Origin of the sequence: Roseixanthobacter psychrophilus (assembly GCF_043195195.1) — a bacterium.
Lineage (GTDB): Bacteria > Pseudomonadota > Alphaproteobacteria > Rhizobiales > Xanthobacteraceae > NCEH01.
Genome location: NZ_JBAFWT010000029.1, coordinates 54869 through 71854 on the forward strand (window position 1 = coordinate 54869; position 16986 = coordinate 71854).

Here is a 16986-nt window from a genome sequence, read left to right on the forward strand (position 1 = left end):
GGCGGCGAATGGAGCCACTATGGGGATGTTGAGTGCCGCGTTCAGCTGCTGGATCACGCGCTGAACTCCGGCCAGGCAGCAGCTTCGTGGGATGACGTGCGGGCCCGGTTCGATTGGGTGCGACACGATGGGCAATGGTCCAATCTCTCGGATCGGGACAGGCAATTTCTAGATCGGCTGGAGGCTGACTTCGCCTTCCTCCGGGCGGCGGCGCAGATCACCCAATCTGGACGCGCATCAGACGAAACAAATGCCCCCGAGGAGGGCATTTCAGCGCCCATCCAATTTGGGCGCCGCACCAATGCCGACAAGCGCGCGGACGTGCTGCACATGTTGGACGAGCGCCCCGAGCTTTCCGACCGGGACATTGCCCGGCGAGTCGGAGTCTCGCCTCAGACCGTAAACACTTGGCGCCGGAAGAAGCGCGCCGTGAGGCCAAATGCAGAGCAAGGAGCTTCGTGCGGTTTTTCCTGATCGGCCTGTACACCGGAACCAAGTCGTCAGCGATCAGGGGTTTACAGTGGATGCCCAACCTCAAGGGCGGTTGGGTCGATCTGGAGGCCGGGGTAATGCACCGTCGCACAGTCACCGATCGCCAGACGAATAAGCGTCAATCACCATTGCGAATTCCCCCTCGCCTCCGGGCATCTGGCGAAAGCTGGCCCTAATCCTCTGCGGCAAAGATGCGGGGGGCGGCGATCGCGCCACCGGCACGGTGATCCTCGGCGCCCTCCCCATGAATGCAGAGCCGCGTGCGACGAGATCGTCGCTGCGCTCGGGCGCCGGGTGTCGCTCCGCGGCCAAGCCCATCTCCAATGCCAGCGACCATGGGGCGCTGGCGCCACGCGCTATCGTGCTGCCGCCGCCGCGAGGGCGCGGGTCTGCGCGGAGATGGCGTCCGCGGGCATCTGAAGCCGGTAGAATGTAACCGGAACCTCCGCCTCATAGGAGCGCGTGCCAAGGCCGGACGTGACAATGCGGAAACTCACCGGCTGCGGGCCGGCGAGTGTCGCGTCCCCGCCTGCGGCGAGACGCAGGAAATCGTCGGTGCGGGTGACCAGCGGGGAAATCAGGAAGCCGTCGCGGGCCATGCCGGGGATCAGGCGGAAGCGCCGCGCGCTGCCGTCGGCCATGTCCAGTTCCAGGAAGACCGGCGGCGTGCGAAAGACCAGGTTCATCACACGTCCGAGCAGCGTCGGGCGGATGTTCATGGTCACGAATATGGGTTGGGTCGTGGCCGGCAGGGGCACCTTCTCCCGCAAGCGCACGGTTTCCTGGCCGATCGGCGTCAGCAGGTCTGGGAGCGGCACGGCGCGCTTGCGCAGCACCACCAGGTCGGGCAGCGCCTGGACCGGCTCGTAGCGGGCGAGGAACAGTGGCCACAGGGCCCCCTCGCTCAAGGCAGGCAGGCGCTCATCGATGGGTGCGAGGCCGAACAGCAGGTTGTCCGGCGCGCGCGGTCCCTCGAAGAACGCGCGATTGTTCTGGATGAGGGTCGGGGTGTAGGTGGTGTATTCCTGGATCGTCGGGCGGGGCTGATATTTTAGCCCATTGGCCAGCACACGGGTTTGCAGGTTCGGGATCACATCCACCGTCCCCTCCAGCGGGGGCAGCGGGTGCGCGGCACGCAGCTGCGCGAGCACCTGCTGCTTGATGGCTGCGCGCTCCGCGAAGAAACGCGTTTGCGCGAGTTGGAAATCCAGCCCCGGACCGAACTGCGCAACGCCATCTTTCAGCCGGCCGGCGGCTTGCGCCCAGGCCGGTTCGTGCACGACCGGACGCGTGGCGGCAAGGCCGAGCCCCACAATCACGCCGGTCACCAGAACCGCACTCGCAAACGCGATGCGGCCCGCGGGGGCGACACTGCCGGCCACCAGCAGGGAAAGCACCGCAAGGCCCGCCCAAGCGTGGAATGAATGGCCATCATGCCGCACGAATCCGGCCTTGAAGCAAATCAGCAGCACCGCCAGCACGAACAGCACGCGCAGCCCTTCCACCCAGAAGGCGGCGCGATCCGCATTGACGCGCAGGCGCGCGAACCACGCCACGGCGACGAATACGATCACCGCCATCACCAGCCAGGAGGCCAATTCGTTGCGATCCCCGAAAAGGCTCATCGCCTCGCCGAAGCCCGCGGCCACCTCCAGCGAAGTGCTGATGAACGCGGGGAAATCGCTCGCCTGCTGACCGCTGAGCCAGAACAGCACCCATTGCAAGGCGAAGAACGTCACAAGCGCCAGCGGCGGCCGGCGGCGGCGCAGGCTGAGGATATCCAGCACGAGGGCGGCCGCCACCGCGAGCGGAAATACCAGGAATTTGGCGAGCACGAGCAAGGCGCAGAAGGCAATCCCCGCATAGCCGAAGATCCAGGCCGCGCGGCGTTCCGGCTGCTCCAGCACCGCCCAGGCCGCAAGCACGGGCGTGACCAGGATGAGCCCGTCGTGGGTCAGCACGCAAACGGCGAAGAACGGCACCAGAAGGACCCTGGCAAGGAATGTGCGGCCCTGCCAGAACACCGCGAAATAGGTCAGGAAATAAGCCACCCAGGCGATCCGCGCGATGATCACCGCAGGGGCGCTGTCAGCCTGGAAATACTGGGAATAGAAGGTCGAGAACGGCCCGCCGGTGAACAGCACGTCGACCCCGGAGCGCAGACCCAGGGCGCTCGCCTCGCCCAGCACGGCGGTCCATGAGGGATCGAGCCCATCGGTGGGAAAGGCAAAGGTGAAGGGACGGATCACCCCCAGCAACAGCACCAGGATCGCGGCGAACACGGCGAAGTCCAGGACATGGCGCAAAGTCTGGCGCTGCGCATTCTGCATGGCGTCGGTCTACCTGGTGGGAAAGCGCGAGCGGACGTGCCGCACGGGAAAACTAGCGGGGGGCCTGCATGCGGTCAAAGCGGTCGGCGCGCGCGGCGCGCAGAAAAGTCGAGCCTCTGTGTCGGCACAGCCCACAGCGGACCGTCCTTGAAGTTGCTGACAGCACTTGGAGGAAAACATGAATTATGTAGACGGCTTCGTGCTCGCCGTGCCGAAGCGTAATCTCGACGCCTACCGCGACGTGGCGGCCGTGGCCGGTGCAGTCTGGAAGGAACACGGCGCCCTGGCCTTCGTGGAATGCATCGGCGACGACGTGCCCTATGGGGAGGTCACCTCGTTCCCCCGCGCCGTGCAGGCGCGCGAGGACGAACTCGTGGTGTTCTCCTGGATCGTCTACGAATCGCGCGCCCATCGCGACACGGTGAACGCCAAGGTGATGGCCGATCCGCGCATAAAGCAGGGCATGGAGAACCCCCCGTTCGATGGCAAGCGCATGATTTATGGCGGCTTCCGCGTGCTGGTGGAGCTGTAGAGCCGCGTCCCCTCGAACCGCTCAGGCGTCCAGCGTCTTGCGGGCGAAGCTCTCGATATAGTCCACGAGCCGCGCCGCGGCGGTTTCGGCCGCCCCGGCGTCGCGCCGGGCGATGGCGTCCGCCACGTCGGCATGCAGCCGTGCCGCCAGCGGCAGGTCTGCCACCTGCTTGTAGTGCAGGTACCAGAAGCGGCGCGAGAGGCCGTGCATCAGGCCCATGGAGCGCATGGCGAACTCGTTTCGAGCCGCCTGCGCGATCAATTGGTTGAAGCTGCCGTCCAGGCGCATGAAGGAAATGTCGTCCTCCTGCTCGGCGGCACGGCGCATCGCGGCGGCGATCTCAGCGAATTCGCGCCGTTCCTCCGCCGTGGCGCGCTCCGCCGCCAGCCCGGCCATCAGCCGCTCCAGCACCCGCCGCACTTCGAGCAGGCGCAATTGGGTGCGCAGATTGATTTCCGAAACCAGCACGCCGCGCCGCGGCAGCACCACCACCAGACCGTCGCGCACCAGGCGCTGCAGCGCCTCGCGAATGGGCGTGCGGCCGATGCCGAGCCTCTGCGACAGCGCAAGCTCCGACAGCGCCGATCCGGGCGGGAGCTGGAGCGTGGAGATCAGCTCTTCCAACATGCGATAGGCGCGGTCGGTGAGGCTGGTATCGTCGGCCGCCTCGCCCTCGGCGACGGCCGGCATAGCGAGCTTTTCCAACGCATCCTCGGCGACCTCGGGCACCGCCGCCGGCTTCGCGCGGCGCACCGGCGGCCGTGCCGCCGCCGCGGAGCGATCCTCAGAGGAAACGGGCGTGCGATGCGTCGCCTTCTTCGCCATGGACTCAACTCCGTGATGCTCCAACCTTGTGTCATCACGGACGCCGGCAATGGTCAAGGCACCCGCGCAATTCGCGATATGGAAATTGCCTCTTGCAGACATTCAAGTCATATACTTATGATATGTTACAACTAAAGACGGGCATAGCCCGCAGGGGAGAAACGCCAAATGACCATCACCCGCCGCACGCTCATGCGCGGAATCGGGGCCGCCGGCCTTGCCGCCACCGCTCCCGGCATTTTTGCACCTGCCATTGCCCAGACAAAGCCCGTCCGCATCGGCATCCTTGCGCCCCGCTCCGGTGCCATGGGCACGGTCGGCGAATGCGGCATCCGCGCGGTGCAATGGGCTGCCGAGCGCATGAACAAGGACGGCGGCATCGCCGGCCGGCCGATCGAGCTGGTGATCGAGGAGGAAACCTCGCCCAAGGACACGATCGAGCGCTTCCGCCGCTTGGTGCTGCAGGAGAAGGTGGATTGCGTGCAGGGGCTCATTTCCACCGGCGTCAGCCTCGGCGTCGCGCCCACGGCGGAAGAGGAGCAGGCGCTCCTGATCATGTGGGACGGCACCACCCAGGACGGCGTGAAGGAGGCGATGCCGAAATCCAACTATGTCTTCCGCTCTACCGACAATGAGTGTGAGGCGGTCATGGCCTCGCTGCTCGCGATCAAATATTTCAAGGGCAAGATCAAGCGTATCGCCGGCATCAACCCGGACTATTCCTACGGCCGTAACAATTGGGAAGCGTTCCGCCAGATCCTCGCCCGCGCCGGCATCGAGGTGGAGGTGGTGGCCGAGCAATGGCCCAAGGTCGGCACCATGGATCTCACCTCCCATGTCGCCGCACTGAAGGCGGCGAAGCCCGACTTCATCTTCTCCTCCATGCTGTTCGCCGATCTGCCGGTGTTCATGAAGCAGGGCTCGGCCGCCGGCCTGTTCGAGGGCGTCAACATCGCCCTGCCCGCCGCCGGCTGGCAGATCAACCAGTTGAAGAAGGAATTCATGCCCGAGAATGTGGTGTTCGGGCACAATACACTGTATTTCGCGCTGCCCACCGCCTCGCCGCTCCAGAAGGCGTTCGTGGACGATTACATGGGCCGCTACAAGGAAGCTCCCCATTGGGAGGCGGACCGGGCCTATTTCGCCCTCGCCGCCTACAAGGCCGGCGTGGAAGCCGCCAACAAGGCCACCGGCCGCTGGCCCAAGCTCGACGAAATCATCGCCTCCATCCCCGAGCAGAAGGTGCAGAGCCTCGGCGGGCCGGGCCAGTTCCGCAAGGACAAGATCGCCGAGCAGACCTTCTACCAGGGGCTTTCCACCAACAAGAATTCCTACGACTTCCCCACCCTCTCGACCGTCGACAGCTTCACCGCCGACCAGCTCCAGAAGCCGCCGGGCGTGGATTTCTGGGACTGGATCAAGACCTCCAAGCTACCGGTCTGAGGGGGCGCCCGAAACATGACGGTCTTCATCGACGTGCTTCTCGGCGGCGTGTTTCACGCCGCCATTCTTTTCCTCGTCGCGGCGGGTCTGCAGCTCGTGTTCGGCGTGCAGAAAATCGTCAATCTCGCCTGCGGCTCCTTCTATGCGCTCGGGGCCTATTTCGGCATCACGGCGGTGGGATTTGCCGCCCAGCTCGGCGTGCCAAGCCTGCTGGTCCTGCCGGTGCTGATCCTCGCCGGTCTCGCCATCGGCCTGGTCGGCCTGCCGGTGGAACGGGTACTGCGCACGATCTACAATCGGGATGAAAGTTACCAGCTGCTGATCACCTTCGGCTTCCTGCTGATGTTTCAGGACGTCTTTCGCTTCTTCTGGGGTGCGACGCCGCGCACCTTGGACAATGCCTATCTGGTCTATGGCACCGCCGAATTCCTGGGCGTGCAGGTGCCGACCTATAATCTGCTGGTGATCGCCGCCAGCATCGCCATCGCGCTCGGCCTCGGCCTGTTCCTCCAGCGCACCCGCATGGGCCGCATCATCCGCGCCACGGCGGAAAACCGGAACATGACGGAAGCCATGGGCGTGGATTCCAACCGCATCTTCGCCGCCGTCTTCACCGTCGGCTGCATGCTCGGCACGGTGGGCGGGGCGCTGGTGGTGCCGGCGTCCGCCTCCTCGCTCGACATGGCGGTGGAACTGGTGGTGGAAGCGTTCGCCGTGGTGGTCATCGGCGGCCTCGGCTCCATGCGCGGCGCGCTCGCCGGCGCGCTCATCGTCGGGCTGATCCGCGCGGCCGCCATCATGGTCCTGCCGGAAGCGGAAATCCTATCCATCTATGTGGTCGTCATCGCGGTGCTGATCCTGCGTCCGGCCGGGCTTTTCGGGAGGGCTGTCGCGTGAGAATTGAGACTTCGGTTCGCGCGGTGGCCTCCCCCGCCGCCCCGCCCCTCTCCCGCCCCAAGGGCCTGTGGGCGCTGCTGGTGATCGTGGTGGCCATGGCGGCGCTGCCGCTCATCGCCTCCACCTATACCCTCACCTTGATGGTGCCGTTCTTCGGCTTCGCCATCGCTCTGCTCGGCTTCAACCTGTTGTTCGGCTACACCGGGCTGCTGTCGTTCGGCCACGCCATGTTCCTCGGCGTCGGCGCCTATGCCACGGCGGTGCTGACCAGCAAGTTCGGCGTGCGCTCATTCGAGCTGGTGCTGCTCGCCGCAATCGCGGTGTCGGCGCTCATCGCCTTGCCGGTGGGCTATCTGTGCGTGCGCTACACCCGCATCTTCTTCGGCATGCTGACCTTGGCGTTCGGCATGCTGTTCCATTCCATCCTGTTCAAATTCTATGGCCTCACCGGCGGCGACCAGGGCATGCGGGTGGTGCGACCTTTGTTGTTCGGCATGGACATCGAGGGCGGCAAGACCGCCTATCTGACGGGGCCGTTCTATTATTACGCCCTCGCCTTGCTGGCGGTGCTTGGCTTCATCATGTGGCGCATCGTGCGTTCGCCGTTCGGCCTGCACCTGCAGGCGATCCGCGAGAATGCGCAGAAGGCCTCCTATCTCGGCGTGCAGGTCTCCCGTACCCGCCTTGCCGCCTTCATCGTCTCCGCCGTCTATGGCGCGGTCGGCGGGGCGATCCTGGCGGTGTCCATCGGCCTTGCCGACCCGGAGATCGTCTATTGGACCCAGTCCGGCAACCTCGTCTTCATGGCGGTGCTGGGTGGCTCGGGCTCGTTCGTCGGGCCGGTCATCGGCGGCCTCGCCTTCGTGCTGCTTCAGGACACCGTAATGGCGGCGACCCAATATTGGCGCTTCGTCATGGGCGCGATCTTGGTGCTGCTGGTGATCTTCTTTCCGCGTGGCATCGCGGGCATTGCCGGCGATGTGGTCGCCCGCTTCAGGAAGGGGAACTGACCCATGGCCGCCCTTCTCGCCGCCCACGGCGTTTCCAAGAGCTACGGCGCGTTCCAGGCGCTGCGCGACGTTTCCCTCTCCATTTCGGACGGGGAATTCATCTCCATCGTCGGCCCCAACGGGGCCGGCAAGAGCACGCTGGTGCATGTGCTCACCGGGCTTTTGAAGCCCTCCTCCGGCCATGTGCATTTCCACGGCGCCAACATCGCCGGCATCGGCCCGGTGGAACTGGCCCGGCGCGGCATGGCGCGGGGGTTCCAGCTGGTGAACATCTTCCCCGCCCTCACGGTGCGCGAGACCTTGGCGGTGGCCGCCGCCTCGCGCCTGAAACGGGCGCGCAACCCGTTCCGTTCGCTGACCCGCGACCGCGAGGTGCGCGCCGACGTGGAGGAGGTGGCGGACATCTTCAACCTGCGCCACCGGCTCGACCAGCCGGCCAGCGCGCTCTCCCAGGGCGAGAAGAAACTGCTGGATGTGGCGAGCGCCTTCGCCCTCAAGCCGCAATTGATCCTGATCGACGAGCCCACCTCCGGCGTCTCTACCGGCGACAAGCATTCCATCATGGAACTGCTGGTCAGCGCGGCGCGCAAGGCCGGCGTGCGGGGGATTATCCAGGTGGAGCACGACATGGACCTGGTGGCCCGCTATTCCGACCGCATCATCGCGCTCCAGGGCGGTGCCGTGCTGGCGAACGAGCCGCCGGCCACCTTCTTCCGCGACCCGGCGCTGATCGCCGCGGTGGTGGGCACGCGCCCGCCCACCGTCGCCCATAAAACCACCGCTGTTGCCGAGGGGGCCCGCCCATGCTGACCGTGTCCGGGCTGAAGGTGGATATCGGCGGCAGCCGCATCCTCAATGGCATCGACCTCACCGTGGCGCCGGGCGAATTGGTCTGCCTGATCGGCCGCAACGGCGCGGGGAAGACCACGACCCTGCGCTCGATCATGGGCTATCGCCGGCCGGTGGCGGGCTCCATCACGTTCCTGGGCCAGGAGCTGACGCGCCTGCCCACGTTCAAGATCGCCCAAATGGGCATCGGCTTCTCACCGGAAGAATCCGAAGTGTTCGGCGATCTCACGGTGGCCGAGAACATCGCCTTGCCCACCTGGACCCGTCCCGGCGGCGACGGCAGCGAAGCGCGCATCGAGCGGGCACTGACCGTCTTCCCCAAGCTGCGGCAATATCTGCATCGCGGCGGCATGCAATTGTCGGGCGGCGAGCGCAAGATGGTGTCGGTCGCCCGCGCCCTCGCGCTCGATCCCAAGCTGCTGCTGCTGGACGAGCCGTTCGAGGGGCTCTCCCCCGCCATCATCCCGGTCATCGGCGCCGGCATCGCGGCCATTCGCGCCATGGGGCAGGCGGTGCTGATGGCGGAATCCAACGTCCACCATCTGCCGGAAGACGTGGACCGGCTCTATGTGATCGAACGCGGCGAGCTGATCTTCTCCGGCTCGGTGGCGGCTGCCCACCGCGACAAGGACGTGATGCGGGTGATCGCCGGCGAAGTGGAGCTGGAACACGGCTGATGTCCCCTTCCCTGACCTTCCCGCTGCGCTATCGCGCGGCGGTTCTCCACGCGCCCCATGCGCCGCTCACCATCGAAACCGTCGAGGCCCGCGCCCTAGCGCCCCGCGACGTGCTGGTGCGGGTGAAAGCCGCCGGCCTGTGCCACACCGACCTAGAGGTGATCGAGGGCGGCCTGCGCTATCCCCCGCCTTTGGTGCTCGGCCACGAGGCCGCCGGCATCGTCGCGGCGGTGGGGCGAGAGGCGCAAGGGGTGAAGGTGGGCGACCATGTGGTGCTCTCCTGGAATCCCTGGTGCGGCACCTGCTTCTATTGCGACCGTTCGCTGCCGATCCTGTGCGAGAGCTATCTCGCCGAGGGGCCGAAAGCCCGCGCCTTCGACGGCAGCGCCAAGGCGCATCTCGCCGATGGACGGGAGCTGGGCGCGCTCATGTTCCTCGGCGCGTTCGGCGACTATTGCATCGTGCCGGACCAGCAGGCGATCACGGTGCCGCCCGACCTGCCGTTCGATGAAGCGTGCCTGATCGGCTGCGGGGTGATGACCGGGGTCGGCGCGGCATTGAACGTCGCCCACATCCACCCGCGCGACACGGTGCTGGTGCTCGGCTGCGGCGCGGTGGGGCTCGCGGCCGTGCAGGGCGCCCGGCTCGCGGGGGCGGAACAGATCCTCGCCGCCGACATCAGCGACGAGAAGCTCGCGCTCGCCAAAAGCATGGGCGCCACCCATGGCGTCAACGCCCGCACCGGCGACGTGGTGGAAGCCGCGAAAACCCTCACCAACGGACGCGGCGCCGACGTGGTGCTGGAATCCGCCGGAGCACCGGTCGCCTTCCGCACCACGCTGGAGGCGGTGCGGCCGGGCGGCGAGGTGATCTGGCTGGGCAAGATCGATGTGGCGAACGACGTGTCGTTCCGCTGGGGCTCCCTGATGGGGGAAAAGCGCATCCGCCGCTCCTCCTATGGCGGCGCGCGGCCGCACAGCGATTTCCCCTTCCTCGCCCGCGCCGCGCTGGACGGGCGGCTCGATCTCAAGGGCCTGATCTCCCGCCGCATCGCGCTCGGCGACATCAACGAAGGCTTCGCCGCATTGAAGCGCGGCGAGACCATCCGCAGCGTGATCGAGATGTAGAAGGGCCCCCTCCGCGTCCCCGCCAAGCGCAGCGCCGCAGGCGCGGAGCGCGAGCCGGGACCCAGCACAAAACACCGCCGCAGGCGCTTCACCCGAAATGCGCGCGACGCGTTTGACGGCTGCGCCGCCTTCTTCCCTGGATCCCGGCTCTGCGCTCCGGCACGCCGTCGCTGGGCCGGGAAACGCATCTCAGCCTGCGGGACGCATCTGGATAATATTGCGGCGGCCCCCTCCCGCGTCCCGGCCAAGTGCAGCGCCAGCGGCGCGGAACGCGAGCCGGGACCCAGCGCAAAAATCCGCCGCAGGCGCTTCAATCCAGATGCGCGTGCTTCACCCGAAATGCGCGCGGCGCTTCACCCCAAAGGCGCGCGGCGCGTTCGCCGGCTGCGCCGCCTTCTCCGCTGGATCCCGGCTCGGCGCTCCGGCGCGCCGTCGCTGGGCCGGGAAACGCTTCTCAGCCTGCGGACGCGTCGGGATAATATTGCGGGGCCTCGCGGCGATCGAACATGCCGTAGTCGCGGATGATGCGGACCCGCAGGGCGTGGCGCTCCTCCCCCTCCGCCGGCGTCCAGGAGGGAAGCGGCGCGGCCTCTTCCAGCGGGAACAGCAGCAGGCTTTTGCCGGGCGCGTAGATACTGTCGTAGATTTCGCAGTCCGCAAGGTCGATGCCGGAACCGGCGAGCAATCCGGACAGCGCATCCTCCCCGAGGAATGCCCCGGCGGAGGCGATGCGCGCCACCTCCAGGATGCCGACGCTCTTGGCGCTGCCCACCTGCGTCGCATCGAAGCGCTGCTGCGTCAGCGGCGTGTCGTGCGCGCTGTCGCTCACCGCCTCGCCGATGCGCAGGTGATAATCCTCGAAGGTCTTGGTGCGCCCCAGTTCCTGCACCGCGTGGTGACGCCCCTCGGTGCGCCAGCGCACCAGCGCTTTTTCATCCCGCCACAGGGAGAAGGAGAGCAGCAGGCCGGGGGTGCGGCGCGCGGAAAACCGCTCCACCGAAAGGAAGCCGTCCATCTCGATGAGGCGCGGCCGCAACTCCTGCGCCAGGGCGAGATAGGCTTCCCATTGGTCGGCCCGGGGCCGGACTTCGAAAATCACCGCGAACATGCTGTCTGCCCCGTGCGCAATCGCGCCTTTGCTGTGGTTCGACAAGGGGTCCGCACCTTGCGGCGGCCCTGATGAGTCTATAACATATCAGTTCGATATCACTTGCATCCAGCGGATACACCAATGAAAACATACCGTGGGGACCGAACCATCGACGGCGTGCACGTTACCGTGGACGATGCGCCCCTGCCAACGCGCGAGGACATCGCGGTTCTCAGCCGGGACGGTTTCGAATGGAGCTATGAGGGCGAGGCGCCGTCCCAGCTCGCGCTCGCCATCCTCGCCGACCATCTCGGCGATCCCAAGCGCGCCCTGGCGCTCCACACGCGCTTCATGCGCGAGGTTGTCGCCAATTTCGCCAACGAATGGGAGATGACCTCGGCCGACGTGGATGCCGCGCTGATGGCCGTCGCCGCCTGAGGCCGCGAGGCTCGGCCGCATCGGGAGAAGCAAGGCGCCGCAAGGGCGCATCGCGCCTCTTGCATCTGATATGTCACTAATATATTAGTTTGTCAGAAACCCTCTGCGGCGGTCGCGCCAGGGCTGATCCCGCAGCCGAGAAAAGGAACACTCCGATGGAACTGACGCAGAGCGTTATGTCGGACCGGCAGCGCAAATATCGCGCAACCTATCGCGAGCGGGTGACCGGCTGGTACAATGGCTGGCTTCACATGCTGATCATCTACACCATCGGCTTCACCGCACTTTATGTGTACGGGTCCAATATCCATGCGGTGAAATGGTGGGAATGGTTCACCGTTCCCGTGGTGTTCCTGTTCTGCAATTTCTTCGAATGGGCGCTGCATCGCTACATCATGCACCGCCCCTCGCGCATCCCCCTGTTTCGCGCGGTCTATAACCGCCACACGCTGATGCATCACCAATTCTTCACCGAGGAGGAAATGCGCTTCGCCGATCATCACGATTGGCGCGTCACCTTCTTCCCGCCCTATGCCCTCGTCACCTTCACCTTGATGTCCATTCCGGGCGCGGTGATCCTGTCGTGGCTGATCTCGCCCAATGTCGGCTGGCTGTTCATCACCACCACCACCTCGGTCTATCTCGTCTATGAATTCATGCACTTCTGCTGCCACGTGGAAGAAAGCTGGTTCGTGCGGAACACGCCGTTCGTCAACACCATCCGCCGGCACCACACCGCCCATCACGACCAGTCGATCATGATGGAGCGCAACATGAACCTCACCTTCCCGATCATGGACTGGATGTTCGGCACGTCGGACCTCGATCGCGGCCTGATCGGCCACATCTTCAACGGCTATGACTCCAGCCGCGTGAAGACCAACATGCGCCGCACCGCGCGCACCCCGCGCCCGCAGGCCACCTCCCGTTCGGTGGCCGCCGAATGAGCGCCATCGAGCCCAATGTCGGGGCGCTGGTCTGGTTCGCCCTGCTGTGGACCGCCACCTGCCTTGGCTTCCTCGTGCTGTGCGGCATGTATCCCATGCAAACCCGCCCGGAGGCCGCCCGCAAGAGAGGCGCCCTCCCCCTGATCGTGCTCAACAGCGCGCTATGGCTGGCGCTGGCCGCCGGCACCCTGGCGTTCGGCTATGGCGAACTGCGGCTGACCACGCTGATCGTCGTGGGCGGGCTGGTGATGTTGTTCGCCCCCGCGCCGTTCGAGGCCGTGCCGCCGCTCTGGCGCGACGGGCGGCCGGGGCTGGCCGCCCTTCTGGCCCTGCAGGTGGCGGGGCTCGGAATCTGGCTCGCGGTGAGCCAGTCCGGCGCGTCGCTGGCGTGACGGGGCCATGTGCCGGAACCCGCCGCCTCAAGATCAGACCCTAGTTTCGGAGGACACCCGCGATGCCCTTTCACATCAAGTTCGCACTCTCGATCATCGTTCTGTTTGTGGCGGCTGCGGGCTATGCCTTGCAAGCCCATCTCGGGCAGACGACGCCAAAATACGCGGTGGCGTTCCTGGGGATCTTCATGGTGATCGCCATGTGGGTGTTTCCGGAAGTGGAGCGCAAGAAGATCGACCGGCGTTAGAGCGGGTTGCCGTTTCACCAAGACCGTGAACCACCTCACCTTATTGACCGCGCGCATTTTCCTCACGCGAACCGATGGTCCACGCCGCACGAAAGAATGCGCTGCAGGGCCCGGAGCGGCGGGCGCCGTTCTGCCCTGATCGACGCGCGCCGCATTCCTTCGCCTCCGGTCGCCTCGCCGCGGCCGGAGGCGCTTTCGTGAGGGGCGCCAGCCGGACGGCGCCACAATCGGCGGCCGAAAACCCGCCCCCCGCAAAAGGGATGGCGCCCCAGCCGCCCGCCGATGATAAAAGCCGCGAACGAAGCCATTCGGGAGCGCGCCATGAGCGATATCTTCACCGCCCGCACCTGCGCGGCGCAGGCGAGGCAAGAGCCCGGCCGGCGCGCCCCAGACGGGACGCGGCGCGCCACGCGCGACATCGCCCGCTGAGCGCCGGCCCGGTCATGACCCCTGGCGCGCAGGGCGCGGAACCCGTCTTCGACCTTGCCGTCGTCGGCGGCGGCGTCAACGGCTGCGGCATCGCCCGCGATGCGGCCGGGCGCGGCGCATCCGTGGTGCTGTTCGAACAGGGCGACCTCGCCTGCGGCACCTCCTGCGCCTCCACCAAGCTGATCCATGGCGGGCTGCGCTATCTGGAGCATTACGAATTCCGCCTGGTGCGCGAGGCGCTGATGGAGCGCGAGATCCTGTGGGGCCTCGCGCCCCACATCATCTGGCCGCTGCGCTTCGTGCTGCCCTTTCTGCCCGGCCTGCGCCCGGCCTGGATGCTGCGGCTCGGCCTGTTCCTCTACGACCATCTCGGCGGTCGCAAGCTGCTGCCGCCGTCGCGCATGCTGAACCTGAAGCGCGACCCGGCCGGCGCGCCGCTGCGGGCCACTCTCACCCGCGGGTTCGAATATTCCGACTGCTGGGTGGAGGATTCCCGCCTCGTGGTGCTCAACGCCCTCGACGCGCAGGAGCGCGGCGCCGACATCCGCCCGGGCACGCGGGTGGTGGGCGCTGCGCGCGCGGACGGGCTCTGGGTGATCGAGGCCGAGCGCGGCGGCATGCGCGAGACCGTGCGGGCGCGGGCGCTGGTGAATGCCGGCGGGCCGTGGGTGTCCCATGTGCTCGACACCCTGAACCTGCAGGAACGCGCCCACGTGCGGCTGGTCCAGGGCAGCCACATCGTGGTGCCGCGCCTGTTCGATCATGACCGCTGCTACATCTTCCAGAATGCCGATGGCCGCATCATCTTCGCCATCCCCTACGAGGGCGATTTCACCCTGATCGGCACCACGGACCAGGATTATTCCGGCTTGCCGGAGGATGTGCGCGCGAGCCAGGCCGAGATCGCCTATCTGTGCGCGGCGACGAGCGAATATTTCGCCCTGGCCGTCTCGCCCGGCGACGTGGTGTGGAGCTATAGCGGCGTGCGCCCGCTCTATGACGATGGCGCGACCAAGGCGCAGGAAGCCACCCGCGACTATGTGCTGGTGCTCGATGCCCCGCACGGCGCCGCGCCCTTGCTGAGCGTGTTCGGCGGCAAGATCACCACCTATCGCCGGCTCGCGGAAAGTGCTTTGGAGAAGCTGCACGCCCATCTGCCCGCCACCGTGCGCGATGCGCGTGCTTGGACCGCAACCGCGCCCTTGCCCGGCGGCGATTTCGAAAAGACGCGGTTCGATGGCCTGGTGGGGGAGTTCGCGCGGCGCCATCCCGCCCTCGACCCCGCCCTGCTGCGCCGCCTCGCCCGCGCCTATGGCACCCGTGTTGATCGCCTGCTGGATGGCGTGGCGGCGCCGGCCGACCTCGGCCAATGCTTCGGCGCGAACCTTCACGCCCGCGAGGTGGACTATCTCATGGACGCGGAATGGGCACGCTGCGCCGCCGACATCCTCTGGCGCCGCTCCAAGCTCGGCCTGCGGGTATCGGCCGAGCAGGCGGCGGCATTGGAGGAGTACGTGGCGGCGCGGCGAGGTGCGTGACCTTTACCCGCTGAAGACATCCAACACGCTCCGCGCCCCTCCCCCCTTGCGGGGGAGGTCAGGGAGGGGGGTGTCGCTCCACCTGTCTGGGCCACGGGGGTGTTCGCGGCACCATGCCTGAGTGAAGACACATATATCTGCAGAGGCGGGATTAGGCGGGATTGGCCGGGATCCTGCGGGACGAAGTGAGCGTTCATCGGCGTTGATGGGGCGGCGGGGCAAAATTGGCTTCGTCGCCCCATGTCTTTCAGATGGCGCTAAATCGGCGCTTTGCGACACATAGTCTTGCAGACGGCGGCGCGGCGCTCAAGCTGCTCTGTAGACTCTATAATTTGCCTCTTAACGCGCATCACTCTCTCGTTATGACCGTGGTCAGCCCCATCCCCTCAAGCCCTTTGAGGGCGAAAGATATACCGTGCAGCTCCGCTGTCCCGCCGGTACTCCCCTTCAATCCGGCGCCGAGCTGCTTGAGAATTACGCCCCTCTCGCTGGCCGAGGCATCCGGCGCATATATGGACATGATGACACCCATTGTGAAAACATACGCCAAAGTCGCATCGCTCTCGCTGGATGTCATAATGAGCGTCAGAGAATTCAGCGTCGACTTGTCTTCAGATGAAGATGCGACGATCGATAGACCGTTAGCGACAGCATAAGTGCAGGCCAGTTTTACACCTGACTGACATGATCTCTTTGCCACGGCGACATTATCGAGAACGTCAAGCTTCTTTGCCTGAGCATTAAATATTGTGGCAAATTGATCGACTTTTCCGCCGAGGGAGCCGGCGCTTGCCGCCCCGGACATCACGACAAGAAGAATTGAATACACCATCCGAGACAACAAGCGCACGTTTCGCCCCCACTTTCCTATTCCAGGCCGCTAGTATCGCGATCCTTGGTCCCCAAAGTGACGACACATCCTTCAAACGTCGCCCCAGAAAAATCGTAAAAGACAATATTCATCATCTTTTTGCAGGCTTTTTCACCCGTCACGAAATCGTCATCATCTGCCTGAGGCCGACTGTTCGATAGCAATGCCTCCCGAATTTGTGAAATTCGGTCCCTCCCGTCACTGTCCATACAATCCCCCCGCGCGTAGTTGCCATCAGGCAACTAACCGAAGGAACTGCGCAACTCGGTGGGTGTCAATTGGCTCTTTACCAAGAGCTTGGTCTTCGATGGCAAATTGGTAAATCATTGAAACCACTTCCGCCTTCTTCGAAGGCGGCATGGCCCGTCGATTTTTGGCCAACCACTCATCGACCAAAGTCAGAGCCTGCTTTAGCAGATCGACATCAAGAGGCGCAGCTGGGCGCGGTGAGGGTGATGCGGCCTCGCCCTTCTGACTTCCCGCTGCGACGCCGCCGAACACCAGCCAGTCGAGAGAGACCCCATATCGAGTCGAGATCCTAGCGAGCACAGGGCTTTTAGGGTCCTGTTTCGCGTTCAGGTACTGGTTAACGGCCGTCTGGCTCACCCCGATCGACTTTGCGAATTCAGCCTCGCTTTGACCCGCCTTCAGGTCTCTCAGGCGTACTGCAAACTGTTTTCGGTTTATCACGAGTTCTGATAACTCGGCTGCGTCGTCGGGTCCGTCGTTATCAGTTATCCTAATCACTTGTTTTCACACAGATTATTCGCCGCGCCGGCAGGCGCATGCGCCACACAAACCGAAAACGGATTTTCTAGCTTGCGAATAACCCGAAAAGTGTTCATCGTGTT

At 65.6% G+C, this 16986-nt stretch carries 17 protein-coding genes and 1 pseudogene; 13 read left to right on the forward strand and 5 right to left on the reverse strand.

The features are described from left to right. Positions 1 to 276 precede the first annotated feature (276 nt). Positions 277 to 474: pseudogene (locus V5F77_RS29440) on the forward strand (winged helix-turn-helix domain-containing protein); the annotation flags it as partial. 374 nt (positions 475 to 848) lie between these two features. Here V5F77_RS29440 and V5F77_RS20940 read toward each other — a convergent pair. Continuing rightward, positions 849 to 2822, reverse strand: coding sequence for a hypothetical protein (locus tag V5F77_RS20940; protein WP_429007285.1), 1974 nt, complete (start codon positions 2820 to 2822; stop codon positions 849 to 851). Positions 2823 to 3000: 178 nt separating this feature from the next. Between V5F77_RS20940 and V5F77_RS20945 the strand changes: the two genes are divergently transcribed. Further along, complete coding sequence (locus V5F77_RS20945; protein ID WP_429007286.1) at positions 3001 to 3354, forward strand: DUF1428 domain-containing protein; 354 nt, start codon at positions 3001 to 3003, stop codon at positions 3352 to 3354. A gap of 21 nt (positions 3355 to 3375) precedes the next feature. On the opposite strand, the gene V5F77_RS20950 is transcribed toward V5F77_RS20945, so the two are convergent. Then, positions 3376 to 4044, reverse strand: a complete 669-nt coding sequence (locus tag V5F77_RS20950; RefSeq protein WP_429007304.1) for a GntR family transcriptional regulator — start codon at positions 4042 to 4044, stop codon at positions 3376 to 3378. A gap of 303 nt (positions 4045 to 4347) precedes the next feature. Between V5F77_RS20950 and V5F77_RS20955 the strand changes: the two genes are divergently transcribed. From V5F77_RS20955 to V5F77_RS20980, 6 genes are read left to right on the forward strand one after another with little or no spacing between them, the layout of a single operon-like run. Continuing rightward, positions 4348 to 5622 (forward strand): ABC transporter substrate-binding protein, encoded by a 1275-nt coding sequence (locus V5F77_RS20955; protein WP_429007287.1) that lies wholly within the window; start codon positions 4348 to 4350, stop codon positions 5620 to 5622. A 15-nt stretch (positions 5623 to 5637) separates the two neighbouring features. Then, complete coding sequence (locus V5F77_RS20960; protein ID WP_429007288.1) at positions 5638 to 6519, forward strand: branched-chain amino acid ABC transporter permease; 882 nt, start codon at positions 5638 to 5640, stop codon at positions 6517 to 6519. Beyond that, entirely contained in the window at positions 6516 to 7529 is a 1014-nt protein-coding gene (locus V5F77_RS20965; protein ID WP_429007289.1) for a branched-chain amino acid ABC transporter permease, read from the forward strand. The genes V5F77_RS20960 and V5F77_RS20965 overlap by 4 nt, the downstream gene beginning before the upstream one ends. A gap of 3 nt (positions 7530 to 7532) precedes the next feature. Beyond that, positions 7533 to 8339 (forward strand): ABC transporter ATP-binding protein, encoded by an 807-nt coding sequence (locus V5F77_RS20970; RefSeq protein ID WP_429007290.1) that lies wholly within the window; start codon positions 7533 to 7535, stop codon positions 8337 to 8339. Then, complete coding sequence (locus tag V5F77_RS20975) at positions 8333 to 9055, forward strand: ABC transporter ATP-binding protein (RefSeq protein WP_429007291.1); 723 nt, start codon at positions 8333 to 8335, stop codon at positions 9053 to 9055. Before V5F77_RS20970 ends, V5F77_RS20975 begins: the two co-directional genes overlap by 7 nt. Further along, complete coding sequence (locus V5F77_RS20980; RefSeq protein ID WP_429007292.1) at positions 9055 to 10182, forward strand: Zn-dependent alcohol dehydrogenase; 1128 nt, start codon at positions 9055 to 9057, stop codon at positions 10180 to 10182. Before V5F77_RS20975 ends, V5F77_RS20980 begins: the two co-directional genes overlap by 1 nt. Before the next feature lie 454 nt (positions 10183 to 10636). On the opposite strand, the gene V5F77_RS20985 is transcribed toward V5F77_RS20980, so the two are convergent. Then, the gene (locus V5F77_RS20985; protein WP_429007293.1) at positions 10637 to 11290 is read right to left on the reverse strand and encodes an antibiotic biosynthesis monooxygenase family protein; all 654 of its coding nucleotides are present in this window, start codon (positions 11288 to 11290) and stop codon (positions 10637 to 10639) included. 123 nt (positions 11291 to 11413) lie between these two features. Here V5F77_RS20985 and V5F77_RS20990 point away from each other — a divergent pair, with 123 nt between their 5' ends. The 5 genes from V5F77_RS20990 (at position 11414) to glpD (ending at position 15264) form a co-directional block, all read left to right on the forward strand. After that, on the forward strand, positions 11414 to 11710 hold the full coding sequence (locus V5F77_RS20990; RefSeq protein WP_429007294.1) for a DUF6166 domain-containing protein: 297 nt from the start codon (positions 11414 to 11416) through the stop codon (positions 11708 to 11710). Positions 11711 to 11865: 155 nt separating this feature from the next. Continuing rightward, positions 11866 to 12657, forward strand: a complete 792-nt coding sequence (locus tag V5F77_RS20995; RefSeq protein WP_429007295.1) for a sterol desaturase family protein — start codon at positions 11866 to 11868, stop codon at positions 12655 to 12657. Next, positions 12654 to 13049 carry a hypothetical protein gene (locus V5F77_RS21000; RefSeq protein WP_429007296.1) on the forward strand — a complete coding sequence of 132 codons (396 nt, stop codon included), beginning with the start codon at positions 12654 to 12656 and terminating at the stop codon, positions 13047 to 13049. Before V5F77_RS20995 ends, V5F77_RS21000 begins: the two co-directional genes overlap by 4 nt. 62 nt (positions 13050 to 13111) lie before the next feature. Beyond that, a complete protein-coding gene (locus V5F77_RS21005) occupies positions 13112 to 13297 on the forward strand; it encodes a hypothetical protein (protein ID WP_429007297.1) in 186 nt (61 codons plus the stop codon). Between the two features lie 443 nt (positions 13298 to 13740). Beyond that, complete coding sequence (gene glpD, locus V5F77_RS21010; protein ID WP_429007298.1) at positions 13741 to 15264, forward strand: glycerol-3-phosphate dehydrogenase; 1524 nt, start codon at positions 13741 to 13743, stop codon at positions 15262 to 15264. 349 nt (positions 15265 to 15613) lie between these two features. Here glpD and V5F77_RS21015 read toward each other — a convergent pair whose 3' ends face one another. Continuing rightward, positions 15614 to 16096, reverse strand: coding sequence for a hypothetical protein (locus tag V5F77_RS21015; RefSeq protein ID WP_429007299.1), 483 nt, complete (start codon positions 16094 to 16096; stop codon positions 15614 to 15616). Positions 16097 to 16369: 273 nt separating this feature from the next. Further along, entirely contained in the window at positions 16370 to 16882 is a 513-nt protein-coding gene (locus V5F77_RS21020; protein WP_429007300.1) for a helix-turn-helix domain-containing protein, read from the reverse strand. Between the last annotated feature and the right edge of the window lie 104 nt (positions 16883 to 16986).